Origin of the sequence: Curtobacterium sp. MR_MD2014 (assembly GCF_000772085.1) — a bacterium.
Lineage (GTDB): Bacteria > Actinomycetota > Actinomycetes > Actinomycetales > Microbacteriaceae > Curtobacterium.
Window position 1 is genome coordinate 3296682 of sequence record NZ_CP009755.1, and the last position, 26099, is coordinate 3322780.

The 26099-nt window shown below is 72.9% G+C and carries 24 protein-coding genes; 3 read left to right on the plus strand and 21 right to left on the minus strand.

What is annotated here, in order from left to right:
• Positions 1 to 84: 84 nt before the first annotated feature.
• From NI26_RS15280 to folE, 5 genes are all read right to left on the minus strand, one after another.
• Positions 85 to 738, minus strand: a complete 654-nt coding sequence (locus NI26_RS15280) for an HAD-IA family hydrolase (protein ID WP_066657171.1) — start codon at positions 736 to 738, stop codon at positions 85 to 87.
• A 208-nt stretch (positions 739 to 946) separates the two neighbouring features.
• Complete coding sequence (locus NI26_RS15285; RefSeq protein ID WP_066657173.1) at positions 947 to 1651, minus strand: hypothetical protein; 705 nt, start codon at positions 1649 to 1651, stop codon at positions 947 to 949.
• A gap of 43 nt (positions 1652 to 1694) precedes the next feature.
• Positions 1695 to 2450, minus strand: coding sequence for a pyrimidine reductase family protein (locus NI26_RS15290; protein ID WP_158407776.1), 756 nt, complete (start codon positions 2448 to 2450; stop codon positions 1695 to 1697).
• On the minus strand, positions 2447 to 3385 hold the full coding sequence (gene folP / locus NI26_RS15295; RefSeq protein ID WP_066657176.1) for a dihydropteroate synthase: 939 nt from the start codon (positions 3383 to 3385) through the stop codon (positions 2447 to 2449). Before folP ends, NI26_RS15290 begins: the two co-directional genes overlap by 4 nt.
• Positions 3382 to 3987 carry a GTP cyclohydrolase I gene (folE, locus tag NI26_RS15300; protein WP_235426399.1) on the minus strand — a complete coding sequence of 202 codons (606 nt, stop codon included), beginning with the start codon at positions 3985 to 3987 and terminating at the stop codon, positions 3382 to 3384. The genes folP and folE overlap by 4 nt, the downstream gene beginning before the upstream one ends.
• Positions 3988 to 4134: 147 nt before the next feature.
• Between folE and NI26_RS15305 the strand changes: the two genes are divergently transcribed.
• A complete protein-coding gene (locus NI26_RS15305; RefSeq protein WP_066657178.1) occupies positions 4135 to 5607 on the plus strand; it encodes an NCS2 family permease in 1473 nt (490 codons plus the stop codon).
• Positions 5608 to 5755: 148 nt separating this feature from the next.
• Here the strand turns inward: NI26_RS15305 and NI26_RS15310 are convergent, their stop codons facing one another.
• From NI26_RS15310 to NI26_RS15325, 3 genes are all read right to left on the minus strand, one after another.
• On the minus strand, positions 5756 to 6235 hold the full coding sequence (locus tag NI26_RS15310) for a hypothetical protein (protein WP_066657180.1): 480 nt from the start codon (positions 6233 to 6235) through the stop codon (positions 5756 to 5758).
• Positions 6236 to 6508: 273 nt separating this feature from the next.
• Positions 6509 to 7777, minus strand: a complete 1269-nt coding sequence (locus NI26_RS15320) for an MFS transporter (RefSeq protein WP_066657184.1) — start codon at positions 7775 to 7777, stop codon at positions 6509 to 6511.
• Positions 7774 to 8346, minus strand: coding sequence for an ArsR/SmtB family transcription factor (locus NI26_RS15325; RefSeq protein WP_066657186.1), 573 nt, complete (start codon positions 8344 to 8346; stop codon positions 7774 to 7776). Before NI26_RS15325 ends, NI26_RS15320 begins: the two co-directional genes overlap by 4 nt.
• 111 nt (positions 8347 to 8457) lie before the next feature.
• Here NI26_RS15325 and NI26_RS15330 point away from each other — a divergent pair, with 111 nt between their 5' ends.
• Positions 8458 to 8973: a DUF1697 domain-containing protein gene (locus NI26_RS15330; protein ID WP_066657188.1), complete on the plus strand. Its 516-nt coding sequence runs from the start codon at positions 8458 to 8460 to the stop codon at positions 8971 to 8973.
• A gap of 16 nt (positions 8974 to 8989) precedes the next feature.
• Here NI26_RS15330 and NI26_RS15335 read toward each other — a convergent pair whose 3' ends face one another.
• From NI26_RS15335 to NI26_RS15345, 3 genes are all read right to left on the minus strand, one after another.
• Entirely contained in the window at positions 8990 to 9757 is a 768-nt protein-coding gene (locus tag NI26_RS15335; protein WP_066657191.1) for an SDR family NAD(P)-dependent oxidoreductase, read from the minus strand.
• 197 nt (positions 9758 to 9954) lie between these two features.
• Positions 9955 to 12465, minus strand: coding sequence for a glycoside hydrolase family 65 protein (locus tag NI26_RS15340; protein WP_066657193.1), 2511 nt, complete (start codon positions 12463 to 12465; stop codon positions 9955 to 9957).
• Positions 12466 to 12550: 85 nt separating this feature from the next.
• Entirely contained in the window at positions 12551 to 13312 is a 762-nt protein-coding gene (locus NI26_RS15345; RefSeq protein WP_081985144.1) for an HAD family hydrolase, read from the minus strand.
• A gap of 165 nt (positions 13313 to 13477) precedes the next feature.
• On the opposite strand from NI26_RS15345, the gene NI26_RS15350 reads away from it, so the two are divergent.
• Positions 13478 to 14827: an APC family permease gene (locus NI26_RS15350; protein ID WP_066657195.1), complete on the plus strand. Its 1350-nt coding sequence runs from the start codon at positions 13478 to 13480 to the stop codon at positions 14825 to 14827.
• A gap of 76 nt (positions 14828 to 14903) precedes the next feature.
• Here NI26_RS15350 and NI26_RS15355 read toward each other — a convergent pair whose 3' ends face one another.
• The 10 genes from NI26_RS15355 to NI26_RS15400 form a co-directional block, all read right to left on the minus strand.
• Positions 14904 to 15626: an alpha/beta hydrolase gene (locus NI26_RS15355; protein ID WP_066657198.1), complete on the minus strand. Its 723-nt coding sequence runs from the start codon at positions 15624 to 15626 to the stop codon at positions 14904 to 14906.
• Positions 15623 to 16738 (minus strand): bifunctional GNAT family N-acetyltransferase/class I SAM-dependent methyltransferase, encoded by a 1116-nt coding sequence (locus tag NI26_RS16320; protein WP_081985146.1) that lies wholly within the window; start codon positions 16736 to 16738, stop codon positions 15623 to 15625. The genes NI26_RS15355 and NI26_RS16320 overlap by 4 nt, the downstream gene beginning before the upstream one ends.
• Before the next feature lie 61 nt (positions 16739 to 16799).
• Entirely contained in the window at positions 16800 to 18959 is a 2160-nt protein-coding gene (locus NI26_RS15365; RefSeq protein WP_066657200.1) for an ArnT family glycosyltransferase, read from the minus strand.
• Positions 18960 to 19015: 56 nt separating this feature from the next.
• Positions 19016 to 19501, minus strand: a complete 486-nt coding sequence (locus tag NI26_RS15370; RefSeq protein ID WP_200884119.1) for a GNAT family N-acetyltransferase — start codon at positions 19499 to 19501, stop codon at positions 19016 to 19018.
• Positions 19488 to 20009, minus strand: a complete 522-nt coding sequence (locus NI26_RS15375; RefSeq protein WP_066657202.1) for a helix-turn-helix domain-containing protein — start codon at positions 20007 to 20009, stop codon at positions 19488 to 19490. The genes NI26_RS15370 and NI26_RS15375 overlap by 14 nt, the downstream gene beginning before the upstream one ends.
• A gap of 101 nt (positions 20010 to 20110) precedes the next feature.
• Positions 20111 to 20761 (minus strand): PepSY domain-containing protein, encoded by a 651-nt coding sequence (locus NI26_RS15380; RefSeq protein ID WP_066657204.1) that lies wholly within the window; start codon positions 20759 to 20761, stop codon positions 20111 to 20113.
• Between the two features lie 89 nt (positions 20762 to 20850).
• Positions 20851 to 22188 (minus strand): sensor histidine kinase, encoded by a 1338-nt coding sequence (locus tag NI26_RS15385; RefSeq protein ID WP_066657214.1) that lies wholly within the window; start codon positions 22186 to 22188, stop codon positions 20851 to 20853.
• A complete protein-coding gene (locus tag NI26_RS15390; protein WP_066657217.1) occupies positions 22181 to 22858 on the minus strand; it encodes a response regulator transcription factor in 678 nt (225 codons plus the stop codon). Before NI26_RS15390 ends, NI26_RS15385 begins: the two co-directional genes overlap by 8 nt.
• Before the next feature lie 46 nt (positions 22859 to 22904).
• Positions 22905 to 23606, minus strand: coding sequence for a response regulator (locus NI26_RS15395; RefSeq protein ID WP_066657220.1), 702 nt, complete (start codon positions 23604 to 23606; stop codon positions 22905 to 22907).
• Entirely contained in the window at positions 23603 to 26095 is a 2493-nt protein-coding gene (locus NI26_RS15400; protein WP_066657223.1) for an ATP-binding protein, read from the minus strand. Before NI26_RS15400 ends, NI26_RS15395 begins: the two co-directional genes overlap by 4 nt.
• Between the last annotated feature and the right edge of the window lie 4 nt (positions 26096 to 26099).

A 26099-nucleotide genomic window follows, 5' to 3' on the forward strand; every position in this document is an offset into this window, starting at 1 on the left:
CTCCTTCCGCTGCCGGGGGTCTCCCGGCGCGATGTCCACGGTCGTCCGGACGGCCTGGGGACGTTCGCAGTCCGGAGCCGACGTTCAGCCCCGGATGCGGAAAGCGGACCCCTCGCGGACGACCTCGATGCCGTCGTACCCCGTGATGCGCGGCAGCCCTGCGGTGACCGGTGCCTCGAGCGTCCCGACGACGACGGTCGTGGCTCCGGAGGCGACGGCGGCCTCGACCCCGGCGGGGGCGTCCTCGAACGCCAGGCACCGCTCCGGCGGCACCCCGAGCAGCGCGGCACCACGCAGGTAGCCCTCGGGGTGCGGCTTGCTCCGCTCGGCGTCCTCCGAGGGCACGAGTGCCTCGGGCACCGGGACCCCCGCGGCCCGCATCCGCTCCACCGCGAGCTCCCGCGGCGCGCTCGTGACGAGGGCGACCGGCACACCGGTGTCGAGCAGACGCTGCACGAACGCGGCCGCTCCCGGCACCTCGACGATGCCCTCGGTGTACCCGATCTCGGCGGCGATCATCGTCGCGACGATCGCCCGCTGCTCGTCCGGGGCCAGGTGCGGCAGGAAGCGCTGCACGGTGTCGATCGTCTGCCGCCCGTGCGAGAAGCCGAGGATGTCGGTGGGGTCGATGCCGTGCTCCGCACCGAAGCGGCTCCACGCCTCCTCGACCACGGCGGTCGAGTCGACGAGCGTCCCGTCCATGTCGAACAGCACCCCGGACACCACGACGTCGATCACGCGTCCGACCCTAGCCGCTACCGGTCGCCCGGCCGCCGGTCTCGAACGATCACAGCACCCGCAGCGACGATCAGCGCCAGGGTCGTGATCCACACCACCGCTGGGACCTCTCGGAGCGCGGGGACCATGTGGCCGCTCACCATGACGACCGCAGCGCAACCACAGAGCACGGCAGCGACGATCGAGCCGCGCCGGGTCGATCGGCGACTCACCCTCGGCTCGCCTTCCCCGCGCAGAAGGAGATCGTCCCACTGGTCGCCGCGCCGGCAGCAGTGATGCAGGCGATGCAGCCGACACCCGCTGTGACCAGGCATGCTGCAGAACACGCGATGGTGAGGGCCGTGATGGCCCATGCTGCGACCCCGGCACTGTTCAGGCACGACGAGAACCGGCTCCACCAGGTCGAGCGCGCCGCCGGTCCGGCTGCGACGTCACGATCGAGACCGGCGATCCCGTTGATCCAGGTCTGCAGGCGACCCGAGTCAGCCGTCTTCGGCGTCAGGACCAGCTCGCTCCAGGTCCTGATGTGCCCGCCGTCGAGGACGGCCGTGACGCTGGACTCGGGCAACACGTCGGCACCCTCAGCGAAGGGCAGCCGGAGGACCGTCCCGTCGACCGTCACGAAAGCCTGCGCTCGTGCGAGGTCGAGGGGGAGCCCGCTCGAGGACGTCCGTCCCGAACCGGACCAGACCGCCACCGCCGCCGTGGTCTCGCTGTCGGTGAGTGCTTCCCACGACTGCGCCTGCTCGACGAGGTCGCGGATGCCCCGCTCGGTCGAGGTCGTCGAGGACCTCGGGGCAGCGGCCGCTGGGTCGGGCGCAGTCACGAGACCGCTGACGAGGGCAACGACGACGGCTCCCGTCGCGACGAGTGGCCGGGCGGTCAGGGGCGTGGGGAAGAAGATCGAGACCATGCCAGGAGCCTACTGGCATGTCAGGTTTCAGTACCGGAGCCCGTCACCGTTCGTCACGGTCGCGCACCCACCGGGTCAGCAGCACACCGCCGTCGCCGAGCAGCACGTGCGCGGGCCGCATCCGGCGCAGCTCCGGCGAGGACCCGGTCGCGATGCGCGGACCCTCGCCGCCCTCGAGCGTCGGGTCGATCGTCAGCGTCAGTTCGTCGACCGCGTCGGCGGCGACGAGCGCCCCGAGGAACGACGGACCGCCCTCGCAGTGGATCCGGTCGAGGCCCCGAACGGCCAGGGCGTCCCGCACGGCACCCACGTCGACAGCATCCGAGCCGCAGTCCACGACGTCCGCGACGGACGCCAGGGCCTGCCCGGACGACGACGCGGCACCGGACCCGGACGTCAGCACGATCGGCCGCACCGGAGCCTCGGTGAACACCCGCGAGCCCGCGTCCACCGACGCGGAGTTCGTGACGATCGCGAAGACCGGGTGGTCGGGCATCCCGTTCGCGCGGCGCCAGGCGACGTCCTCGTCGCGCAGCACCATCGGGCCGTACTCCTCGTCGCGCACGGTGCCGGCGGCCACGAGCACGACGTCGGCGACCCGGCGGAGCAGGTCGAACACGCGCAGGTCGTCGTCCCCGCCGAGGGACGCCGTGCGACCCGACGCGGACGCCGAACCGTCGAGCGTCGCGACGAAGTTCACCCGCAGCCAGGGGCCGTCGGGGACGTCCGCGGTGTACCGGTCGAGCAGCTCGTCGTCGGACAGGTCGGCGATCGACGCCGGCAGGGAGGGGCTGTTCACGTGTTGTGCCTCGCTTCCACGGGTTCGCGCCAACCGAGGACCGCCTCGACCATGCGCATCGCGTCGACGCTCTCGACGACATCGTGCATGCGGACGATCCGGGCACCGAGCATCGCGCTGACGGTCGCCGCGGCGAGCGACCCCGACAGGCGAGCACCACGGGGACGCCCGAGGGACTCCCCCACGAAGTCCTTGTTCGACACCGCTGCGAGCACCGGGAACCCGAGCGCGACGACCTCGGGCAGCCGTCGGGTCAGCTCGAGCGTGTGCACGGTGTTCTTGTTGAGGTCGTGCCCGGGGTCGACGATGATCCGCGACTCGGGGATCCCCGCCGCGAGCGCACGGTCGACCCGCTCGCGCAGGAAGTCCACGACCGAGGCGGTCACGTCGGCGTACGTCGGCGGCGTCGGCAGCTGCTGGCGCGGCGGGGCGGTCGAGTGCGTGATCACGACGGTCGCGTCGGAGTCGGCGACCACGGACGCCATCCGCGGGTCGGACAACCCCGTGGTGTCGTTGACGACGCTGGCCCCCGCGGCGATCGTCGCCGCAGCGACCTCGGGCCGGAAGGTGTCGACCGAGATCACGACGTCGGACTGCTCGGCGAGCTGGGACACGACGGGCAGCACCCGGTCGATCTCGTCGTCGGCGGACAGCTCGGGCCCCGGCGCGAACTTGACCCCGCCGATGTCGACCCAGTCGGCGCCCTGGTCGGCCGCGCGGACGGCGGCCTCGACGGCCCGGTCGAGTGCGAAGGTCGCACCCTTGTCGTGGAACGAGTCCGGCGTGCGGTTCACGATCGCCATCACAGCGATGCGGTGGTCGAAGTCGAAGGTGCGGCGCCCGATGGTGCGGACCGGGTCGCGCAGGGCCGGCACGACCCAGCCGGGTGCGGGTGTCACGGCCTGGAGGCCCGTGGTCGGCTGCTCGCTCGTCATGCGTCCGCCCCGTGGTCGGTCCCGGCGCCCGTCCCGATGAGCGCGATCGCCTCGGCCCGCCCCGACGCCTCGGCCAGGCTGCCGGTCGCGGCGACGGTCACCGTCGACGAGCCCGACTGCCGTTCGCCGCGGGCGGTGACGCACTGGTGCGTCGCGTCGAGCACGACGAGCACGCCGTCGGCGTCGAGCCCCTGGGCCACCGCCGACGCGACCTGCTCGCCGAGACGCTCCTGCAGCTGCGGCCGGGAGGCCACGGCGTCGAGCACGCGCGACAGGGTCCCGAGGCCGATGAGCTGCTCGCCCGGCGCGTACGCCAGGTGGGCGACGCCGATGAACGGCAGCAGGTGGTGCTCGCACATCGAACGGAACCGCACGTCGCGGACGACCACGAGCTGCCCGCGCTCCCCGTCCTCGGAGTGCACGGCGCCGGAGCGTGCGATCGCGGTGGCGTCGACCCCCATGCCGGCGAAGAACTCGGCGTACGAGTCGGCGACGCGTGCCGGGGTCCGTTCGAGCTCGGGGCGGTCAGGGTCGTCGCCGACGGCGAGGAGGAGCTCACGCACGGCGGCTTCGACCCGCGCGCGGTCCAGACGTTCGTTCACGCTCTCATCCAACACCGTCGGATGGCCGCAGAACGCGGCCGCCTGTCGGACGCACCGTCCCCCGGGTCGGTGACCCGCGCCTCCAGGCCGGTGCCCTGCAGCGACACACGAGCCGCTCGGACTCCCAGCGTTCTGTAAACTCGTTCGGTGAGCGCCCAGCAGACCGACACCCCGCCCCGGAACCGCTTCGCATCCGGCCTCGACCGCTTCTTCTCGATCACGCACCGCGGGTCGAGCATCCCCCGTGAGATCCGTGGTGGTCTCGTCTCCTTCGTGACGATGGCCTACATCGTCATCCTCAACCCGCTGATCCTCGGCGGGTTCAGCCAGGACCAGGCGCCGCAGGACGTCCTCGGCGGCTGGCTGCAGAACGCGCAGGTCGCTGCCGCGACCGGCCTCGTCGCCGGTGTGATGACGATCGCGATGGGCCTCGTCGCGAACCTGCCGTTCGGGATCGCCGCGGGCCTCGGGATCAACTCGTTCCTCGCCGTGAGCGTCGTGCACCAGGTGACCTGGGCCGAGGCGATGGGCCTCGTCGTCATCAACGGTGTGGTGATCGTCATCCTCGCGTTGACCGGCATCCGGACGATGATCTTCACGGCCGTGCCCGCGCAGCTCAAGGCCGCGATCACCGTCGGCATCGGTCTGTTCATCGCGTTCATCGGACTCGTCGACTCGGGGTTCGTCCGCACCACGAAGAACGCCTCGCCGCCGCTGCAGCTCGGTGAGGACGGCTCCGTCGCGGCCCTGCCCACGATCGTGTTCCTGATCGGCCTGGTCATCATCGGCACGCTCATGGCCCGCCGGGTGAAGGGCGCGCTGCTCATCGGCATCATCGGCACCACCGTGATCGCCATCGTCCTGCAGGCGATCTTCAAGGTCCCCACCTCGGTCGACTCCCCCACCGGCTGGAACCTCAACGCCCCCGGCCTGCCGAACGCCCTCTTCGCGCTGCCGGACCTGTCGCTCGTCGGGCACGCCGACGTCTTCGGAGCGTTCACCCGCATCGGCCCGGTCGCCGCGTCGATGCTCGTCTTCACCCTCGTCTTCACGAACTTCTTCGACGCGATGGGCACGATGACCGGGCTCGCGAAGGCCGCCGGTGTCGCGAAGCCCGACGGCACCTTCCCGCGCCTGAGGTCGGCGCTCGTCGTCGAGGGTGCCGGCGCCATCGCCGGTGGTGGCGCCTCGGTGTCGTCGAACACGGTGTTCATCGACTCGGCGTCGGGCATCGGCGAGGGAGCCCGCACGGGCATGGCCTCGGTCGTGACGGGCCTGCTGTTCCTGGCGTCGATGTTCCTCACGCCCCTGACCCAGGTCGTCCCGCTCGAGGTCGCGGCCGCCGGACTCGTCGTCGTCGGTGCGCTCATGGTCGCGCAGGTGAAGGACATCGAGTGGAGTGACTTCGGGGCTGCGCTGCCGGCGTTCATGACGATCGTCGTGATGCCGCTGACCTACTCGATCGCGAACGGCATCGGCGCCGGCTTCATCAGCTGGGTGCTCATCAAGCTGCTGTCCGGCCGCGGCCGCGAGGTCTCCTGGCTCCTCTACGTCGTCGCGGCGGGCTTCCTGCTGTACTTCGCGCGCGGGCCGCTCGAGGCGCTGCTCGGCGTCGGGTAGCGCGCTCCCGCTTCCGCGTCCCGCGCTTCCCGCGCTCTCCACGAGACGCAACGTGGGCGGTTCTTCGCAGCGACATCCCGCTGCGAGGGGCCGCCCACGGTGCGTTCCGCGAGAGTGCGTCCGGCTCCTCCGGCCGGGAGGCGCTGGGTCAGTCCCGCAGGTCGGCCGGCTTGGCCTCGTGGCGGCGTCGGCCCGGGGTGCGCCGGTCCTCCTTCATGCCCGCCTCGTACAGGTGGCGCTTGCCGCCGACGAGCTGGTCGCGGGCGGTCTGCTCGAGCTCCTTGGCGAGGGCGTAGTAGTTGTCGTCGTAGTCCTCGACGATCTGGAACGTCCACCGCCCGTCGATGACGTTGCGGCCGACCAGCTCGGTGTCGATCCGCTCGGCGAGCTCGGTGTGGCCGGCCTTCCGGAGCTGTTCGACGGCCTCGCCGAGATTCAGGTCCGCGGTCCCGGTGAGCCGGTGGAACCCGTAGAGCAGGCCCCGTGCGTGCTCGAGCACCTCGAGTGCGGCCGACAGCGTGCCGAGCGCCTCGACCGTCGCCTCGGACACCCCCTCGGGCACCACGTGTGCATCGTCCGGTCCCTGTCCGTCTGCTGCCTGGCCGTCTGCGTTGCGCTCGTCCGTCATGCTCCTCGTCTACCGGAGCGTCGCTCGGGTCGCTCCGAGCAAGTGCGGGACGGGCTCCTTCGTCGCGTTCGGCTGGTGCGGTCGTGCGCTGGTTCGACTCGCTCGCGCACGACCGCAAGCACGTCGCACCACGGAACTCCGTGGTGCGACGTGCTTCCGGTGGTGCGGCGTGACGACGGACCGCGCCGCCGCGAGCGCCGCGGCCGGCCGCCCCGCGAGCGCTGCCGACCGGCTGGCCGGCCGGCCGGCCGGCCGACCGGTCGGCCGACCGGGCTACGGGACCGGGACCGTCGGCGGCACGGCCGCGGGCGCCGTCGCCGTCGGGCGCTCCATGAGCCGCCAGGACCCACCGAGCAGCGGCGACAGCGTGACGATCGTGTAGACGACCGCCACGACGCCGAACGTCGCGGTCACGCCGATGCCGTCCGCAGCGATGCCCCCGAAGAGTCCGCCGAGCGGGATGCCCGCCCACGACCCCGCCGACAGGAGCCCGAACACCCGGGCCCGCATGTGCGACGGGATGCGCTCGAGCTCGACGGCCCCCAGGATCGGGTTGAGCGCGCCCGCCGCGAAGCCCGACAGCACGCACGCGCCGAGCACCCACGGCAGCCCGAGTCCGAGTGCCGGCACCGCGAGCGACGGCCCGCCGGCCAGGACGAAGCACACCACGAACGTGATCCGCCGGGGCACCCGGTGCGCCACGTACCCGAACGCGAGGGACCCGAGGAACGCCGCACCACCGAAGGTCCCGCTGACGATCCCGAGCGACTGCGCGCCGTCGAGCACTCGGTCGGCGTAGACCGGGAGCAGCGCTGTCGAGCGCGCCGCGTCGAGCAGGTTCGTCACGAGCACGAGCGTGATGACGAGCCGGAAGAGCGGGTCGCGCACGCAGAAGCGCAGCCCGGCGCCGAGGTCGCGCCAGTACCCGGCGGACGGCTCGGCGGCGCCCGCGTCGGTCGCGGGAGCGACGACGACACCCCGCAGCGTGACGGCGGCGAGCACCGCTGCCGCCCCGAACACGGCGGCGGTCACGGCCAGTGCGGGCAACGGCCCGACGGCGCCCACGAGCAGTCCCGCCGCGGGGGCGCCGAGCAGCACCGAGAAGCGCACCGACGCCTCGAAGTGGCCCACGGCACGCTCGAGCGGGATCCCCGCCGCCGCCGCGAGTCCCGGCAGGAGCACCCGCCGGCCCGACTCCCCCGGGGTGTCGAACAGGCCGCCGAGGAACACGAGCACGAGCAGCGCCCAGGCCGGCAGCCCGACCGTCCACGCGAGGAGCGGGATCGCGACGAGCGTCGCGGCGCTGACCAGGTCGGACGCCACGCTCGACCGGACGAACCCGAAGCGCTCGACGAGCACGCCGCCGAAGGCCCCGCCGAGCACGATCGGGATCGTCGCCGCGAAGGCCGCGATGCCGACGTCCGTCGCCGACCCGCCGCGGGAGAGCACCACGAACGGCACCGCGATCGTCGTCGCGACGTTCCCGGTCCGCGAGACCACCTGGACGGCGAGCAGCGACCGCAGCCGCCAGTGTGCGTTCACGGGCGCGCCGACCGGTAGCTCTGGACGACCGCGGTGACCCGCTCGGCACCGTCGCCGGGTTCGTGCTCGGCGCTCCGCGCCTCCCACCGGTCGAGGACGCCCTGCAGCTCCGACCCGAGGGCACGCAGCTCGTCGATCGTCAGCCGGAGGGTCCGGTCGCCGCTGTTCGACGCCGCGACCCACTCGCGCCCGAAGGCCGGGACGTGGTCGAGGAACGCCGTGTACTCGTCGGCGTACGCCTGCGCGACGGTCCGGTCGAGCGCGGTGCCGGCGACCATCCGGTCGGGGTCGTCGAAGCCGTCCGCGAGGTCCCACGACGTGTGCTGCGCGACCGCCCGCCACCAGCGCTCACGTCGGTCGGTGCCGAGCTCGGGTGCGGGTTCGATGAAGCCGGCGTCGGCCAGGCGCTTGCAGTGGTAGCTGATCGTCCCCGGTGCCTCGTCGACCTGCTCGCCGAGCATCGCCGCGGTCTGCGGGCCACCGGTCCGGAGCAGCCCGACGAGCCGCAGCCGGGTCGGGTGGGCGAGCGCGCGCATCTGCGCCGCGTCGTCGAGTCGCTGCACGTCCATGGCTCGACCATAGGTGCACAAGACTTCTTGCGCAATGGCTATTGCGCAATCGTCGTTGCGGATCGGCCGGGAGGCTCGCCCCACCGCCGCCGGGCAGGCTACGGTTCCGGCATGTCCAGGTGGGTCGCGCTGCTGCGCGGGGTGAACGTCAACGGGATCACGATCCGGAACGCCGAGCTCGCGGCGCTGTTCGGGGGCCTCGGGTACACCGACGTGCGGACGGTGCTCGCCTCGGGCAACGTCGTGTTCACGGCACCGGGCGACGCGTCGGCTGTGCAGACCGCCGTCGAGCAGGCCCTGCGGGACCGCTTCGGGTACGACGCCCGGATCGTCCTCGTCCCGCACGAGCGACTCGCCGAGGTCGTCGACGGCTTCCCGTTCGACTCCGCCCCCGACCGGCACGACCACGTCGTCTTCGGCTCCGACGACGCCGCCCTCGACGGCCTGGTCGCCGACCTGTCGCTCGACGACGGTGTCGAGCGGGTGGCCCGGGGCGACGGTGTCGTCTACTGGTCCTGCCCGAAGGGCTCGAGCACCGACACCGCGTTCGCGAAGCGGGCCGCCGCCGCGCGCTTCCGGCGCACGACGACGACCCGCAACACGAACACCCTGCGCAAGCTGCTCTGAGCCGCGCGTCGGACGGTCAGGACTGCGCGGGCTGCCCGTTGCTCGCGGTCGTCCCGCCGTCGACCGGCAGGATCGCTCCCGTGATGTAGGACGCAGCGTCGCTGGCCAGGAACAGGACCGCTGCAGCGACCTCCTCCGAGCGCCCGCCGCGACCGAGCGAGACACGCTCCGCGAACGCGTGCTGGAGCTCCTCGTCCTCGGCCTGCTGCTGGGTCATGTCCGTCCAGATGAGGCCCGGCGCGACCGCGTTCACCCGGACACCGAACTGCCCGTTGTCGAGCGCCGCGGCCTTCGTGAAGTTCGAGACGCCGCCCTTCGCCGCGTTGTACGGGCTCATCCGCCAGTCGGCGTCCATCCCGGAGACCGACGACGTGTTCACGACCGACCCCTTGGTCTCCCGCAGGAACGGCAGCGCCGCCCGCGTGCCGTAGAACACGCTCGACAGATCGGTCTCGATGACCCGGTGCCACTCGTCGGGCTCGATGTCGGTGATGTCGCCGGAGGTGAAGGTGCCGGCGTTGTTCACGAGCACGTCGACGCGGTCCCACCGGTCCACCGCGCCGGACACGATCGTCTCCCACGCCGCCGGGTCGGCCACGTCGGCCTGCAGCGCGACCGCACGACCGGTCGGCAGGCTGTCGGCGACGGCACGGACCTTGTCCTCGACACTGTCGACGAGCAGCACGGCAGCTCCCTCGTCGACGAACGCCCGCGCGGTGGCCTCGCCGATGCCCGACCCCGCTCCCGTGACGATCGCGACCTTGCCCTCGAACCGCTTGTCCATGTGTGTCTCCTCTCGATGCACTGCTCGTGCCGCAGGAGACGCCGTCGGCCCGGGGGCACGGACGACCACGGTGCCCGCACCCGCCTGGGCGCGTGTGCAGGCGGGACGGAGGCGGCACCGGTGCCGGTGTGGAGGGTACGGAGACGACGGGAGGCGCGGCGCGGGGCGGACCCGCACCGCGCCTCCCGGCCGGACGATCAGGCGGTGGTCTCGTCGAGGTCGAGGTTCCGGTCCAGCGAGATCATCGGGATCGACGCCGTGATGACGGAGCCGTCCGCCCGGAGCGTGCCCTGGATGTCGCTCGTGGTGGGCGCGTGCCCGCTCATCCGCGGCCCGTGGTGGGCGAGCGGCACGACCGTCGGCGCCCCCGCGGTGACGTCCCACTGCTGGTTGTGCACCCACGCGGTGAAGCCCTCGCCGGTCTCCACCGTGAAGGTCATCGCGTCCTCTTCCAGGTCGACCCGGACGCGCGAGCCGTGCACCTGGATGCGGTAGGTCAGGCGCTCCCAGTCCTTCGGCAGGCGCGGGTTGAACGTCATCCGGCCACCGTGGTCGCGCATGCCGCCGAAGCCGTTCACGAGCGCACCCCAGATGCCGCCCGTCGACGCGATGTGCACGCCGTCCGCGGTGTTGCCGTGCAGGTCGGCGAGGTCGACGTAGAGCGCCGTCAGGAAGTACTGCGCCGCCAGGTCGTGGTACCCGACCTCGGCCGCCATGATCGACTGGACCACGGCGGAGAGCGTCGAGTCACCGGTCGTCAGGGCGTCGTAGTAGTCGAAGTCGCGACGCTTCTCGGCCGCGGTGAACTCGTGGCCCTGCAGGAACAGCGCGAGCACGACGTCGGCCTGCTTGAGCACCTGGAACCGGTAGATCACCAGCGGGTGGTAGTGCAGCAGCAGCGGCCGCTTGGACTCGGGCGTGTTCTCGAGGTCCCAGAGCTCCTTGTCGAGGAACTGGGCGTCCTGCGGGTGGATGCCGCGGTGCGGGTCGAACGGGATCTCCATCGACTCGGCGGCGTGCTCCCACTCGGTGACCTCGTCGTCGACGAGCCCGGTGCGCCGGACCATGCGGCCGTACTCCTCCGGGTCGTCGGTCGCGAGCTGCCGGCAGGCGTTCACCGCGAACCACAGGTTGGCCCGCGCCATCACGTTCGTGTAGAGGTTGTCGTCGACGACCGTCGTGTACTCGTCGGGCCCGGTGACCCCGTCGATGTGGAACTTCCGGTCGCCGTTCGACCGCCAGAAGCCCAGGTCGGACCACAGGCGGGCGGTCTCGACCAGGATGTCGATCGCCCCGCGCTTCAGGAAGTCGGTGTCGCCCGAGGCCCGCACGTACTGCATGAGCGCATGGGCGATGTCCGCATCGATGTGGTACTGCGCGGTGCCGGCCGCGTAGTACGCGCTCGACTCCTCGCCGTTGATCGTCCGCCACGGGAAGAGCGCTCCGCGCTGGTTCAGCTCCCGCGCCCGCGACCGGGCGGCGTCGAGCATGTTGTAGCGGAAGCGCAGCGCGTTCCGCGCGACGATCGGCGCCGTGTACGACAGGAACGGCAGGACGTAGATCTCCATGTCCCAGAAGTAGTGACCGCCGTACCCGGAGCCCGTGACGCCCTTCGCCGCGATGCCGTGCCCGTCGGTGCGGGCGGTGGCCTGCGCGAGCATGAACAGGTTCCACCGGACCGCCTGCTGGATCGCGGGCTGCCCCGGGATCTCGACGTCGCTGCGCGTCCAGTAGTCGTCCATCCACGCGCGCTGCTTGGCGAAGGTCTCCTCGACCGTCTCGGCGCGCGCACGGTCGAGCGTCCGCTCGCACCGGTCGGCGAGCTCCCGCGCCGGCACCCCGCGGGACGTGTGGTAGACCATGTGCTTCACGAGTCGGATCGGCACCCCGGCGCGGGCCTGCACGCGGTAGACGTGCTTCGCGAGGTCGTCCTCGATCGACGACGCCTCGTCCCACGAGTTCTCGGTCTCCAGGTGGTGCTCGACACCGACGCAGATCGTCATGCCCGAGCTCGACGCCTGGTAGCCGAGCAGCGAACGGCCGCCCGTGCTGCGCTTGAGCTTCGGCTCGAGCACCCGCTCGGTGAACGCCTCGGCCTTGCGGGGGTCGAAGGCGTTCGCCGCAGCCCGCATGCCCGCGTGGTACTCGTCCTGCACGTCCTGCCGGTTGAGGATCTGGCTCGACAGCAGGATCGAGGCGTCCCCGTCGAGCACGGTGACCTCGTAGTCGATGACGGCGAGGTGCCGGTCGGTGAACGACACGAGTCGACGGGCACGGATGAGCACCCGCTTGCCGGACGGCGTCGACCACTCCGTCTCGCGGTACAGGTAGCCGCCGCGGAACTCGAGCCGACGGGTGTGCCGCAGGATGTCGGCCTCGGCCAGGACCAGCGGCTCGTCGTCGACGTACAACCGGATGACCTTGGCGTCAGGCGCGTTGATGATCGTCTGCCCGGTCTTGGCGAAGCCGAAGGCGTCCTCGGCGTGCCGGATCGGCCAGGTCTCGTGGAAGCCGTTGACGTACGTGCCGTACTGCACGCCGCCGCGGCCCTCGTCGAGGTTGCCGCGCAGGCCGAGGTAGCCGTTGCCGACCGCGAAGTTCGTCTCCGCGACGCCCTGCTCGTCCGGGGCGTACTCGGTCTCGACGAGCGCCCACTCGTCGACCGGGTAGCGGACGCGGTCGAGGGGGTCGGAGGTGATGGGGTTCATGGCGTGTGCTCCGTGGGAGGGAGGAGTCGTGCGGTGGTCGGACGGTCTGGCCACGCCGTCGGGGCCGTTCCGGTGGGACGGGAGGTTAGCTGGTGCGCGGGGCCGGGAGCTGGTCGACGAGTTCGGCGAGGTCCTGGACGACGACGTCCGCGCCGTGCTCGCGCAGCGCGTCGGCTCCGGCGCCGCGGTCCACGCCGACGACGAGCCCGAAGGCACCGTTCCGACCGGCCTCGACCCCGCTCGTGGCGTCCTCGACGACGACGCACTCGGCCGGGGCCAGCCCGAAGCGCCCGGCGGCGTCGAGGTAGGTGTCCGGCGCGGGCTTGCCGGCGAGGCCGTCCTGACGCGCGACCAGGCCGTCGACGACCACCGGGAAGTGGTCGAGGATCCCCGCCGTCCGCAGGACCTGCGTCGCGTTCGCCGAGCTCGACACGACGGCGACCTGCATGCCGGCGGCGATCGCGGCGACGAGGAACCGGAGCGACCCCGGGTACGGCTCGACGCCGTGCTCGGTCAGCTCGGCCGTGAACTCGGCGTTCTTGCGGTTGCCGAGCGCGCACACGGTGTCGCTCCCGGGGGCGTCGTCCGGCGCGCCCTGCGGGAGCTCGATGCCCCGGGACGCCAGCAACGAACGGACCCCGTCGTAGCGGGGCTTGCCGTCGATGTGGTCGAAGTAGTCCTGCTCCGTGTACGGCGCAGCGCCGTGCTCGGACAGGAACGACGTGAACAGGCGGCTCCACGCGCGCATGTGCACGTCGGCGGTGGGCGTCAGCACGCCGTCCAGGTCGAACAGGAGTGCCCGCGTGTCGGCGAGTCGTGCGGGCGTGCGCCGGTCCGGCATCGTCATCGGAGTTCCTCTGGTCTCGGTGGTCGGTTCGGCTCCGATCGAGTCTAGGACCGCCCCGGCTCGGACGCTCAGGCTCGGGAGGACCCGTGTCGACCGCGCCGAGCGGACCTTCCGGGAGCGCTCGGACCGCTCCCCGTCGAGGTTGGGCGTGACGGAAGGCACCACATGAGCACCACCACGACGGCCCAGGACGGCTCGGGCTCGAAGCTCAAGCAGGCGATCACCGGCCCGCTCCTGTTCCTCTTCATCCTCGGCGACGTGCTCGGCGCCGGCATCTACGCCCTCATGGGCACCCTGTCGAAGGACGTCGGCGGCGCGCTCTGGGCACCACTGGTCCTCGCGCTGCTCCTGGCCCTGCTGACCGCGGGCTCGTACGCCGAGCTCGTGACGAAGTACCCGAAGGCCGGTGGCGCCGCGGTGTTCGCCGAGCGGGCGTACCGGACGCCGATCGTGTCGTTCCTCGTCGGCTTCAGCATGCTCGCCGCCGGTGTCACGAGCGCCGCGGGGCTCTCGCTGGCGTTCGCGGGCGACTACCTCGGCACCTTCGTGGACCTGCCGCCGGTGCCGACGGCGATCGTGTTCCTCGCACTCGTCGCCTGCCTGAACGCCCGGGGCATCTCCGACTCGCTGCGCAGCAACGTCGTCATGACGATCATCGAGGTCTCCGGCCTGGTCATCGTCATCGTGGTCGTCGCGGTCATGCTGGGCGGTGGCGGCGGCGACGTCTCGCGCATCGGCGCCTTCCCCGCCGAGGCGAACCCCGCACTCGCGACCCTGAGCGCCGCGATCGTCGCCTACTACTCGTTCGTCGGCTTCGAGACCTCGGCGAACATCGCCGAGGAGGTCCGCGACGTCCGTCGCATCTACCCCCGCGCGCTGTTCGGCTCCCTCGCCACCGCCGGCGTCGTCTACGTGCTCGTCGCGCTCGCGAGCTCGATCACCCTGCCCGCCTCGGAGCTGTCCGGGTCGAGCGGCCCCCTGCTGGCCGTCGTGTCGGCGACCGGCGTGCCGATCCCCGACTGGGTGTTCAGCCTCATCGCCCTGGTCGCCGTCGCGAACGGCGCGCTCCTCACGATGATCATGGCGAGCCGCGTCACGTACGGCATGGCGGAGCAGCGGCTCCTGCCCGCCCTGCTCGCGAAGGTCCTGCCGAACCGGAAGACGCCGTGGGTCGCCATCGTCGCGACCACCGTCGTCGCGATGCTCCTGACGCTCGTCGGTGACGTCGGAACCCTCGCCGAGACCGTCGTGCTCCTGCTGCTGTTCGTGTTCATCAGCACGAACGTCGCCGTGCTGGTGCTGCGGAAGGACAGGGTCGAGCACGACCACTTCCGTGTGTGGACGTGGGTGCCGGTGCTCGGGGTGGCGTCCTGCATCCTGCTGCTCACGCAGCAGAGCGGGCAGGTCTGGCTGTACGCCGCCCTGCTGCTGGCCGTCGGCGTGGTGCTGTACTTCGTCGCCCGCGCGACGGGTCGCCGGACCGGTCGCGACCACGAGGCGGGCCGCATCCACTGATCACTCCCCGATCAGCCGACGGTCCGGAGGCTCGGTGCCGGCTGGCACCGAGCCTCCGGTCTGTCGTGTGGTCGCGTCAGCCCAGGGTGCGCACCCAGTCCTGGACGGCCGCGCTGATCTGCGCCCGCGCGTCCTCGCGTGAGATCGTCGCCGCGCGGTCGCCGGGCTGGTCGCCGTACGCGCCGAAGTCGGCGTGGTTCGCACCCTCGATCTCGACCATCCGCGCCGTGGAGGGGAGTTCGTCGCGGGCGGCGGCGACCTTGTCGGGCGTCGAGAGGCCGTCGCGGGAGCCGGAGACGCTGAGGACCTGGACGTACGAGCGAGCGATGTCGTCCGCGCAGTAGCTGCCGAGCAGCAGCAGACCGTCCGCGTCCTGCGCGAGCTGGCACGCGCGGACGCCGCCGAGCGAGTGGCCGCCGACCGCCCAGGTGCGGACACCGGGTGCGTGCGCCTCGAAGGTCGCCAACGGGCGGGTGTCGAAGAACGCCAGGTTCAGCGTCGGCTTCGTGATGACGACGGTGGTGCCCGAGGCGACGACCTGGCGGAAGGTCGCCAGGTACGCGAAGGGGTCGACCTTCGCGCCCGGGATGAAGACGATCCCCTTGCCGTCGTCGCTGCCCGTCGGGGTCATCACGACGCTGTCGCCCACGTCGCGCACGGCCACACGATCATCCCGCCAGACCTGCAGCGCAGCGCTCCTGGTGCCCTGCATGACGATGTTCGCGTACACGAGGAAGACCACCGCGAGCAGCACCACCACGGTGACGACCCAGGCGGTCCATCGGAGTGCTCGGTTCACGGTCGGTCCTCCTCGTCGGGCTGGTCCTCCTCGGGCCGACGGGCCGTCACGGTCAGCCAGCGCTCCTCGGCGCCGGGGCGGGTGGTCTCACGGACCCGGACGTCGTGCCACCCGGCGGTCGTGACGGCTGCCGCGAGGGCGTCCTCGTCCCAGTAGGTGAACCAGCGGGGGTCGTCGAGCTTCCGGTCGCTCCAGCCGTCACCCTGGCCGTCACCGTCGCCCCGCTTCACCGTCGCCGCGAGGACGCCACCGGGGCGGACCGCCCGGCGCGCGCGCTCGAGCACGGCGGGGGTGTCCGACCGCGCGACGTGCAGGAGGACCGCGTTCGCGACGACGGCGTCGTACGGGCCGCCCCAGCCGTCGCGGCGGACGTCGAGCACGCGGGCCTCGTGGCCGGCGGCGCGGAGCCGGTCGACGAACGCCGTGGTGCCGTCGGTCCGGTCGACACGGAGGCCCGCTGCCTCGAGCGCGTCCGCGTCCCGACCTGGGCCGGAGCCGAGTTCCAGGACGTGGGCGCCGCCGGGCACGAGGCCGAGCAGGTCGTCGACGAGTCCCGCGCGGTGGTCGTCGGTCCGTTCCGTCCAGCGGTCGGCGCCGCGCTCGTACGCGAGGAGCGTGCGCTCGGCGCTGAGGTCGCGGCGCATCACGGTCTCGGTCCGGCCGTCCGGAAGCCGGTCACCGGGGGTGTCCGTCGCGCTGAACCCGATGCGCTCGTACGCCCGGCGAGCGCGGTCGTTGTCCGGCATCACCGAGAGCTCGAGGTGTTCGGTCCCCTGCACGACGAGCACGCGGGCGACCTCGTCGACGAGGCGTGCGACGAGCCCCCGACCGCGGGCGCCCGGCGCGACCCACATCGAGATCAGCTCGGCCAGCGCGGGGTCGTCCGGGTCGGGGACCCCGCTCGCCATCCCGACGGTGTCGCCCTCCTCGACCGCGAGCAGGTCGACCGCGCCCGGCAGCGACAACCGGGTGCGCCAGCGGTGTTCCGGAGCGTCCTGCCAGTCCTCGAGGCGGGAGCCGAACGCCTGCGGCGCGTCGGTGAGGGCGGCGAGGCGGACCGGGCGCCAGACGGCCCAGTCCTCGGCGGTCACCCGGCGCAGCTCGATGGTCACGGATCGACGGTACCGCCCGCTCGTGTCCGGGGGACGCGGGCGGTACCGGCGGTGTCCGTGGTCAGGACGCCGGCGTGAGGTCGTACATCGTCACGCCGTCGACCGTCGTCGGCTCGTAGTGCGCGGCGACCCACTCGGCGATCTCGGCTGCGGCGTCGCTCCCGCTGCTGCTGGTGCTGGTGCTGGTGCTGCCACCGACGAACCAGTGCACCTTCCCCGCGGCGACGAGTGTCCGGAACTCCGCCAGGGTCGGGGCCGGGTCGGTGCCGTTGTAGCCGCCGATCGCCATCACGGGGTCGCCCGTCGCGAGCTGGTACGTGGCGGCGCTGTTCGACCCGACGGTCGCGGCGGCCCAGGTGTACTCGTCGGCGTCCGCGGACAGCGCGGCGACGACCTCGTCGGACACCTCGGTCGAACCGCCGAGCAGGTTCGTGCCGCCGCCGGGGGCGTTCGTGGCGCCGTCGGCGCCGCCCGCGGTCCCCGGGCCGTTCGCGTTCTGGCTCGTCCCGTTCTGGCGCGTCCCGTTCTGGCCGGTCGCGTTCTGGCCGGTCCCGTTCTGGCCGGTCCCGTTCTGGCCGGTCTGGCCGCCCGGTGCTCCGCCGGGGCCGCCCTGACCGCCGGGCGCTCCCTGGCCGCCGGGCGCTCCCTGGCCGCCGGGACCACCCTGACCACCGGGCGCGCCGCCGCGACCGCCGCCGAACCCGCTCGTCGTGACGCTCGGCCCGGCCGACGGGAGCGCACCCGTGTGCCCGACCGTGGTGGTCTGCACCGAGAACGCCGTCGGCCCGAGCAGCGCCGCGACGAGCACGGTCGCCACCGTCGCCCCCGCGAGGCCCCGACCGCGCGGCGGCAGCAGGACGAGGACGGTCCCGACGACGGCCACGACGAGGACCACCCACCGGATCCACGGTTGCCACGACGACGCCTGGGACAGCAGCGCGGACGACCACGCTCCGGAGAGGGCGACGACGCCGGCGGCGACGATGCGCCAGGCGAGCACCGCGCGGCGCTCCCACAGGAGCCCGGCGCCGATGCCGACCACGCCCGCGATGTACGGCGCGAGCGCCACCGTGTAGTACGGGTGGAAGATCCCGCCCATGAAGCTGAAGACCAGCCCGGTGACGAGCAACGAGCCGCCGAGCACCAGCACGGTCGCGAGCCGCGGGTCACGGCGGCGACGGACCCCGAGCGCGACGAGGGACACGACGAGCAGCACGAGCGCGGTCGGCAGCAGCCAGGTCACCTGCGTGCCGAACTCCGAGCCGAACAGCCGGGTCAGGCCGGTCGAGCCCCACGACCCCGCCCCGGTCGTCCCGCCGGGCACGACGCTCCCCGTCTCGTCGCCCGTGACCCGGCCGAGCCCGTTGTAGCCGAAGGTCAGCTCGAGGAAGCTGTTCGTCTGCGACCCGCCGACGTACGGCCGAGCCGAGGCCGGCACGAGTTCGACGATCGCGACCCACCACCCGGCGGAGACCCCCACGGCGAGCGCCGCCGCGGACAGGTGCCCGATCCGCCGGAGCACCGGGCGGGGCGACGCGAGGAGGTACACCCCGACCAGGGGCGGCAGCACGAGGAACGCCTGCAGCTGCTTCGTCAGGAAGCCGAGCCCGACGAGCACGCCGGCCCAGACGACCCACCGCATCCGCCCGGACTCGATCCCGCGCAGCGTCAGGGCGATCGCCCCGACGGTGAGCAGCACGAGCAGGGCGTCCGGGTTGTCGTAGCGGAACATGAGGGTCGCGACCGGGGTCGTGGCCAGGACCGCACCCGCGGTCAGGGCGGCACCGGCCGGGAACCGGCGCCGGACGATCCGGTACAGGACCGCCACCGACGCGACGCCCATCAACGCCTGCGGCACGAGGATCGACCACGAGTTCAGCCCGAACAACCGGACGGAGATGCCGATCACCCAGAGGAACGCCGGCGGCTTGTCGACCGTGATCGCGTTCGCTGCGTCGGAGGAGCCGTAGAAGAACGCCTCCCAGCTCTGGCTCCCCGCCTGCACCGCTGCCGAGTAGAACGCGTTCGCCCAGCCGTTCACGCCGAGGTTCACGACGTAGAGGACAGCGGTCACCAGCAGCAGCCCGAGGAACGCGGGGCGCTCCCACCGCGCGGTGTCCGCACGGCCGCGGACGAGACCGACCAGGCGGTCGCGGACGCCGTGCGGACGGATGGGTGGCGGGAGCAGGCGCGGGCGCTCGGCGGGGATCGTCTGGGTCATGCCCCCGAGCGTGCGATCCCGACGTGCGCGGATCGTCGGCGCAGCCTTGGACGCCCCTAAGGGACCGGTACGGGCGGGACCAGCAGCCGGCTCCACGCGACCTCGTCCCCGAGCTGCCCGGTTGCGCGGAACAGCTCGACCTGCGTCGTGCCGGCGAGCACGGTCGCGAGCTCCGCGCGATCGGCCGGCGCGAAGCCGAGGCCCTGCCAGAACGGCCCGGACCGCCGACTGAACAACCACGCCCGTCGTGCCCCGCCCGCCGTCGCCTCCGCCATCGCGAACCGAGCGAGCGCCGCACCGCGACCCGAGCCACGCAGCGCCGGTCCGACGGCGACGCTGCGGAGGAGGGCGTGCCTCCCGTCCGGCCCGGTCTCGTACCCGGTGGTGCCGACGACGGCGCCGCCCTGACCACGGAGCGCCCAGAGCCGGACGCCCGGGTCCGACAGCCCCGCGACCGTCAGGTCGCACGCCGACAGGAAGGCGTGCACCTCGTCGACGTCGTCCGGCCCGACGCGGACCGGCGTCGGCTCAGCGAGCGGCACGGACCGGCACGTCGGTCGCCGACGACAGCGGCCAGCGCCGGTCGAGCCAGGGGCCGAGCACCGAGTCGAGCAGGAACCGTCCGGCCAACCGCCCGACCGCCCAGTACGCCCCGACGAGCAGGAACACCAGCGGGGACCACACGTGCAGGACGAGGAGCAGGACCGCGAGGATCCCGAAGGCGATCCCGACCGCGGAGTACAGCGACCAGAACCCGCCGACGAACCGGTCACGCGCGGCCTGCTCCGACGCCGCCGCAGCCGCGGCGGCCTCGGTCCGCTCGTCGAGCCCGCGCACGCCCGGCTCCAGCTCCGCGGGGTCGTCCTGCGCGAAGAGCTCCCGCACCGGGACCTCGAGTGCACGGGCGATCGCGGACAGGGTCTCGAGGCTCGCGTCGTTCCCGCCCTCGAGTCGTTGCACGGTCCGGACGGCCACGCCGCTCGCCTCGGCCAGCCGTTCCTGGGTCCAGCCGCGCTCACGTCGGAGGGTGGCGATCCGCATCTCGTTCATGGTGCCGAGCCTAGGAACGCCCGGGGCGACAGCACCACGACACGGACACGACACGCACCCGCCAGTGCCCCGCCACCCGGGCGTCGGCGCCCTTCTGCGGGTCAGTCGTCGGTGTCGACCGTGTTCGTGACGACCTCGCCGCTGCCGGCGTCGATCCGGATGCTGTGCTTCGTCCCGGCGTCGTCGCGGACGTCACCCTCCCAGACGACCGTGCCGGCGTGGTCGTCGAGTCCGAGCTCGGTGACCGTGCCGGGCACCGTCTCGACGAGCGTGGATGCTGCCTGCTCGACGGACAGGTCTGCGGCGTCGACGAACCGCTGGTTCTCCGCGACGTCCTCGGCGTCCGTGGTGTCCTCCGTCGGACCGGCGGTGGTGCGCTCCCCGTCGGCGGCCACGTGGACCTCCTGCTCGTTGCCGTCCGCGGTCACGACGAGCACCTCCCACGAGGTACCGCCGGCCTCCTGCTCGATCGAGGTGACGGTACCCGAGCCGACGGCCTCCCGTGCGGTCTCCGCAGCGGCTCCGAGGGCGTCGTTCCCGGCTGCGTCGGAACCGCTGCCCGTGCGGCCGCTGCCCGTGCTGCCGCTCGCGCTGCCGTCGGTCGCCGTCACGGAGGGTGCCGAGGCAGCCGGGGCGGCCGTGTCGTCGCGGTCGTCGTCACCGGCGCAGCCGGCGAGCGCCAGCGCCCCGACGAGCGGGAGCGCGGAGAGGAGGGCGATGCGGCGGGCGGTGGTCTTCGTCGTGGTCTGCATGCGGCAAGCCTGCGGAACGGGCACTGAAGCAGGCCTGAAGCCACCTGGGGTGACGCCGGGGGCGTCCGGCACGCCCCTCGGGCAGCGCATCAGTCGTGCAGCAGCGGGAGCCGGACCGTGAACCGGGCTCCGCCCGCCGGGGCCGTCGAGACCGCGGTGCTGCCGCCGTGCGCCCGGACGACGGCGTCGACGATCGCGAGCCCCAGCCCCGACCCACCCGCGTCCCGGGCACGGCCCTCGTCGAGCCGCACGAAGCGGTCGAACACGCGCTGCCGGTCCTGCTCCGGGATCCCCCGCCCGTCGTCGTCGACGGTGAGGACCGCGTCGTCGCCGGTCCCGACGAGCGTGACCGTCACGGTGCTCACGGCGTGCCGGACGGCGTTGTCGACGAGGTTCCGCACCGCCCGGGCGAGCAGCCGGTCGTCCCCGCCGACCCGCGCGGGAGCGACACCGGACACGTCCACGCGGACGACCCCGGCCCCCGCGGACCGCGACCCCTCCGCGAACACGAGGTCGTCGAGGTCCACCGCCCGGTCACGGGTACGGCCCCGCTCGTCGACACGGGTGAGCAGGAGGAGCGACTCGACGAGGTCCTGCAGACGGGCACCCTCGTCGAGGACGACCGCGGCCAGCTCGGCCGTCCCGGTGACGTCGGGGTGCGCCCGGGCGACCTCGGCGTGCTGCCGGATCGTCGCGAGCGGGGACCGCAGCTCGTGCGACGCATCCGAGACGAAGCGCTGCTGGGCCTGCTGCGACGCCTCGAGCCGCGCGAGCATCCGGTTCATCGTGACGGCGAGACGGTCGACCTCGTCCCCCGAGCCCGGTTCCTCCACGCGCGCGTGCAGGTTCGTGCCTTCGACGTCGTCGACCTCGCGGCGCATCCGGTCGACCGGACGGAGCGCTCGACCGACGACGAACCACGTCACGAGCGACATGAGGGCCACGACGACCGGGACGGCGACGACGAGCAGCACGGACACGGTCCGCACGGCGGCGTCGGCGTCCTCGAGCGGCAGCCCGACGACGAGCACGCCCTCGGTGCCGTCCGGCAGCTCGACGTCGTCGGACACGAGGGACCAGCGCTCGCCGTCGTGCCGGTACCGGGACTCCTCGGCGCCGGAGAGGGCCGCGTCGGGACTGTCCTCGGCCCGCGCGAGCACCCGGCCGGTGCCGTCCTGCAGCTGGGCGAGCACGTCGTCGCCCTCGGCCTCGACGGCGGCGACACCGTCCGCCTCCACCCGTGCGGAGAGGCCGTCGAGCGTCTGCTCGGCCGACGACCGGACGCCGTCGGACAGCGAGCTCCGGAGGACCCAGACGAAGGCGACCGCCCCGATCACGAGCGCGACGAGGACGACGACCGCCGCGCCTCCCGTCGCGCGTGCACGGATGCTGCGCGGCCGTCGGACCCGCCGCGACCGGTCAGCCACCGTCGGCGTCCAGGCGGTAGCCGGCCCCGCGGACGGTCTCGATCGCGGTCCGGCCGAACGGCCGGTCGACCTTCCGGCGCAGGTGCCCGACGTACACCTCGACGATGTTCGGGTCGCCCGCGAAGTCGTCGTCCCAGACGTTCGCGATGACGTCGCGCTTCGACAGCACCTGACCCGCGTGCCGCATGAGGTACTCGAGGACCGTGAACTCCCGGCTCGTCAGGTCGAGCAGCTCCTCGCCCCGCCACACCCGTCGCTCCGCCGGGTCGAGACGCAGGTCGCCGGCCCGGAGGACCGTCGGTCGTTCCCGGGACCCCCTGCGGACGAGCGCACGGAGACGCGCGACGAGCACCGGGAACGAGAACGGCTTGGTCACGTAGTCGTCGGCACCGGCGTCGAGGGCGTCGACCTGGTCCCACTCACCGTCCTTCGCGGTCAGCATGAGCACGGGGGTCCAGTCCTGCTCGGCGCGGAGCGTCTCGCACACCTTCCAGCCGCTCATGCCCGGCATCATCAGGTCGAGGACGATGGCGTCGTACGGGTGCTCACGGGCGTACCAGAGCCCGTCGACCCCGTCGTGCGCGACGTCGACGGCGAAGCCCTCGGCCTGCAGCCCGGCGCGGATGCCGTCCGCGAGCCGCACCTCGTCGTCGACGACCAGCACACGCATCGTCCGAGCATGGCGGCGCGGCCTGAACCGGCGCTGAAGGGAGGGCTCAGGCCCCGCTCGGGTCGAACCGGTACCCCATGCCCGACTCGGTCACGAGGAACCGCGGGTGCGACGGCTCGGGCTCGAGCTTCCGCCGCAGCTGCGCCATGTAGAGCCGCAGGTACCCGGAGTCGTTGCCGTGCGTCGGACCCCACACCTCGGTCAGGAGCATCTCGCGGGTCATCAGCCGCCCGGGGTTCGTGACGAGGACCTCGAGCAGCCGCCACTCGGTCGGGGTGAGCCGGATCGCTGGGCCGGTCGGCGGGGTGACCTGCTTCGCGACGAGGTCGACGACCAGATCGCCGATCGTCACCGTCGGCGTGACCCCCGCGGTCGCCGCGGCCGACGCCTGCCGCCGTCCGAGGGCTCGGAGTCGGGCGAGCAGCTCGTCCATCTGGAACGGCTTCGTCACGTAGTCGTCCGCTCCGGCGTCGAGCGCGTCGACCTTGTCCGACGAGTCGGTCCGCCCGGAGAGCACGAGCACCGGCACCTGCGACCACGCACGGATGCCCTCGAGCACCCCGATGCCGTCGAGTCGGGGCATGCCGAGGTCGAGCATGACGATGTCGGGGCGCTCGGTGATCACGGCGTCGATGGCGGCCCGACCGTCACGGGCGGTGGCGACGTCGTACCCGCGCGCGGCGAGCGTGACGGACAGGGCGCGGACGAGCTGTGCGTCGTCGTCGGCGATGAGGACCTTCGTGCTCACTTGACATCCACTCCCAGGTGTCCGGCGATCGGCAGCCGCACGACGACGGTGAGCCCGCCGCCCGGGGTGTCGTCGACCTCGATGGTTCCGCCCATGCCCTCGGTGAACCCGCGGGCGAGGGCCAGCCCGAGGCCGAGGCCGGTCTCGTTGTCGGTGTCCCCGAGCCGCTGGAAGGGCTGGAACACCTCGCCGCGGCGGTCCTCGGGGATGCCGGGTCCGTGGTCGGCGACACGCAGCTCGACCCCGCCGCCGAAGGCGCTGGCGGCGACCCGGACCCGGGTGCCCTCCGGCGCGTAGCGCTGCGCGTTCGCGAGCAGGTTGACGACGACGCGCTGCAGGAGCACCGGGTCGGCGAGGACCGGCGGCAGGTCGGCGGGCAGGTCGAGGTCGACGTCGTCCGGCCCGAGTTCGAGCTCGTCGAGCGCGGGGGCGACGACCGTCTCGAGCGCGGTGGGCAGCGGGGTGACGGCGAGAACCCCGGCCTGGACCCGGCTGACGTCGAGCAGGTCGGCCAGCAGGACCGCCAGCTGACCGAGGCTCTCGTCGGCGGTGGCGAGCAGTGCCTCCCGGTCGGGTGCCGACAGCTGGATGTCGGACGCCCGCAACGTCTGCACGGCGGCGGAGGCCGCCGCGATCGGCCGGCGCACGTCGTGGCCGACGGCCGCGAGGATGGCGCTCCGTACCCGGTCGGCCGCCGCGATCCGCTCGGCGTCGACCGCGGTGCGGGTGAGTCGGCGGTGCTCGACCGCGGCGTCGAGCTGCTGCTCGACGACGCGCAGCAGCCGGCGCTGGGTCGGGTCGTCGGGAGCGCCGGAGAACTCCAGGACGGCACCGGACGGGAGGCTCGTGGTCGCGTCCGGCCCGTCGGCGAACGTCCCCGACGTGGCCGGGACCTCCTCGCCCTGCCGGATCCGCACGCCGGTGAACCCGAACGCCTCGCGGGTGCGGTCGAGCAGCGCCTGCAGGGCGTCGTCGCCGCGGAGGACGCTGCCGGCGATCCCGACGAGCAGCCCGGACTCGGCCGCCGCGCGACGGGCGGCTCGACTGCGGCGGGCGGACCGGTCGACCACGAAGCTGACCAGGACGGCACTGATCACGTACATCACGAGGGCCACCAGGTGCCACGGTTGCTGGACGGTGACCATGTAGAGGGGTTGCACGAAGAAGTAGTCGAGGCTCAGGCCGGAGAGCACCGCGGTGAAGACCGCCGGCCACATCCCGCCGGTCAGGGCGACGACGAGCACGAGCAGTTGGTACGACAGCACGTCGACCGTGATCGAGTCGGGGTCGCTGCCGAGCGACAGCAGCCAGGTCAGCAGCGGGCCGAGCAGCAGCGAGACCGCGAACGCCGCGGCGATCCGGCCGCGCGAGAGGCTGCCGCCGAGCTTCGGCAGGGCGAACCCGCCGCCGGCGCGCTCGTGCGTGACGACGTGCACGTCGATGTCGCCGGACTCACGGACCACCGTGTTGCCGATGCCCGGCCCGGTCAGTGCGGCGGCGAGGCGGCTGCGACGGCTGACGCCGATCACGATCTGGGTCGCGTCGACCGACTTCGCGAAGCGCACGAGGGTGCTCGGCACGTCGTCGCCGACCACCTGGTGGTACGTCCCGCCGAGCTGCTCGAGCAGGGCGCGCTGCTTGCCGAGCGCGCCGGGGTGGCGCTCGCGCAGCCCGTCGTTCGTCGTGACGTGCACGGCCGCGAGCTCTCCACCGGCACTGCGGGCGGCGATGCGGGCACCGCGGCGCAGCAGGGTCTCGCCCTCGGGACCGCCGGTCAACGCGACGAGCACGCGCTCCCGGGTCTCCCACCGGTGGTCGATGCCGTGCTCGGCGCGGTAGGCCTTGAGCGCGTCGTCGACCTCGTCGGCGAGCCAGAGCAGGGCGATCTCGCGAAGTGCGGTGAGGTTGCCGAGGCGGAAGTAGTTCGACAGCGCCGCGTCGATGCGGGCGGCCGGGTAGACCAGCCCGTCCGAGAGCCGTTCGCGGAGGGACGCCGGCGACAGGTCGACGACCTCGATCTGGTCGGCGGCGCGGACCACGGTGTCGGGGACGGTCTCGCGCTGCACCGTGCCGGTGATCTCACGCACGACGTCGCCGAGGGACTGCATGTGCTGGATGTTCACGGTCGAGATGACGCTGATGCCGGCGGCGAGGAGCTCCTCGACGTCCTGCCAGCGCTTCTCGTTCGGGCTGCCCGGGGCGTTCGTGTGCGCGAGTTCGTCGACGAGGGCGACGTCGGGTGCCCGTGCCACGACCGCGTCGAGGTCCATGTCGTCGAGTGCGACGCCGCGGTGCTCGACGACGCGGCGGGGCACGAGCTCGAGACCGTCGACCAGGGCTGCGGTGGCGGCTCGCTCGTGGGTCTCGACGACGGCGACGACGACGTCCCGGCCCTCGGCACGCAGCCGGTGGCCCTCCTCGAGCATCGTGTACGTCTTGCCGACACCCGGAGCGGCGCCGAGCAGCACCCGGAGTTTCCCGCGCTTCACGTGC

Excerpts from the sequence above, each read along its gene's own strand:
- NI26_RS15345 (WP_081985144.1), bottom strand. The coding sequence starts at position 13,312 with ATGACGATGCCGGACCGGCGCACGCCCGCACGACTCGCCGACACGCGG.
- NI26_RS15330 (WP_066657188.1), top strand. The coding sequence starts at position 8,458 with ATGTCCAGGTGGGTCGCGCTGCTGCGCGGGGTGAACGTCAACGGGATC.
- NI26_RS15390 (WP_066657217.1), bottom strand. The coding sequence starts at position 22,858 with ATGCGTGTGCTGGTCGTCGACGACGAGGTGCGGCTCGCGGACGGCATC.
- NI26_RS15340 (WP_066657193.1), bottom strand. The coding sequence starts at position 12,465 with ATGAACCCCATCACCTCCGACCCCCTCGACCGCGTCCGCTACCCGGTC.
- NI26_RS15365 (WP_066657200.1), bottom strand. The coding sequence starts at position 18,959 with ATGACCCAGACGATCCCCGCCGAGCGCCCGCGCCTGCTCCCGCCACCC.
- NI26_RS15335 (WP_066657191.1), bottom strand. The coding sequence starts at position 9,757 with ATGGACAAGCGGTTCGAGGGCAAGGTCGCGATCGTCACGGGAGCGGGG.
- NI26_RS15375 (WP_066657202.1), bottom strand. The coding sequence starts at position 20,009 with ATGAACGAGATGCGGATCGCCACCCTCCGACGTGAGCGCGGCTGGACC.
- NI26_RS15310 (WP_066657180.1), bottom strand. The coding sequence starts at position 6,235 with ATGACGGACGAGCGCAACGCAGACGGCCAGGCAGCAGACGGACAGGGA.
- NI26_RS15285 (WP_066657173.1), bottom strand. The coding sequence starts at position 1,651 with ATGGTCTCGATCTTCTTCCCCACGCCCCTGACCGCCCGGCCACTCGTC.
- NI26_RS15380 (WP_066657204.1), bottom strand. The coding sequence starts at position 20,761 with ATGCAGACCACGACGAAGACCACCGCCCGCCGCATCGCCCTCCTCTCC.
- NI26_RS15325 (WP_066657186.1), bottom strand. The coding sequence starts at position 8,346 with ATGGACGTGCAGCGACTCGACGACGCGGCGCAGATGCGCGCGCTCGCC.
- folP (WP_066657176.1), bottom strand. The coding sequence starts at position 3,385 with ATGACGAGCGAGCAGCCGACCACGGGCCTCCAGGCCGTGACACCCGCA.
- NI26_RS15350 (WP_066657195.1), top strand. The coding sequence starts at position 13,478 with ATGAGCACCACCACGACGGCCCAGGACGGCTCGGGCTCGAAGCTCAAG.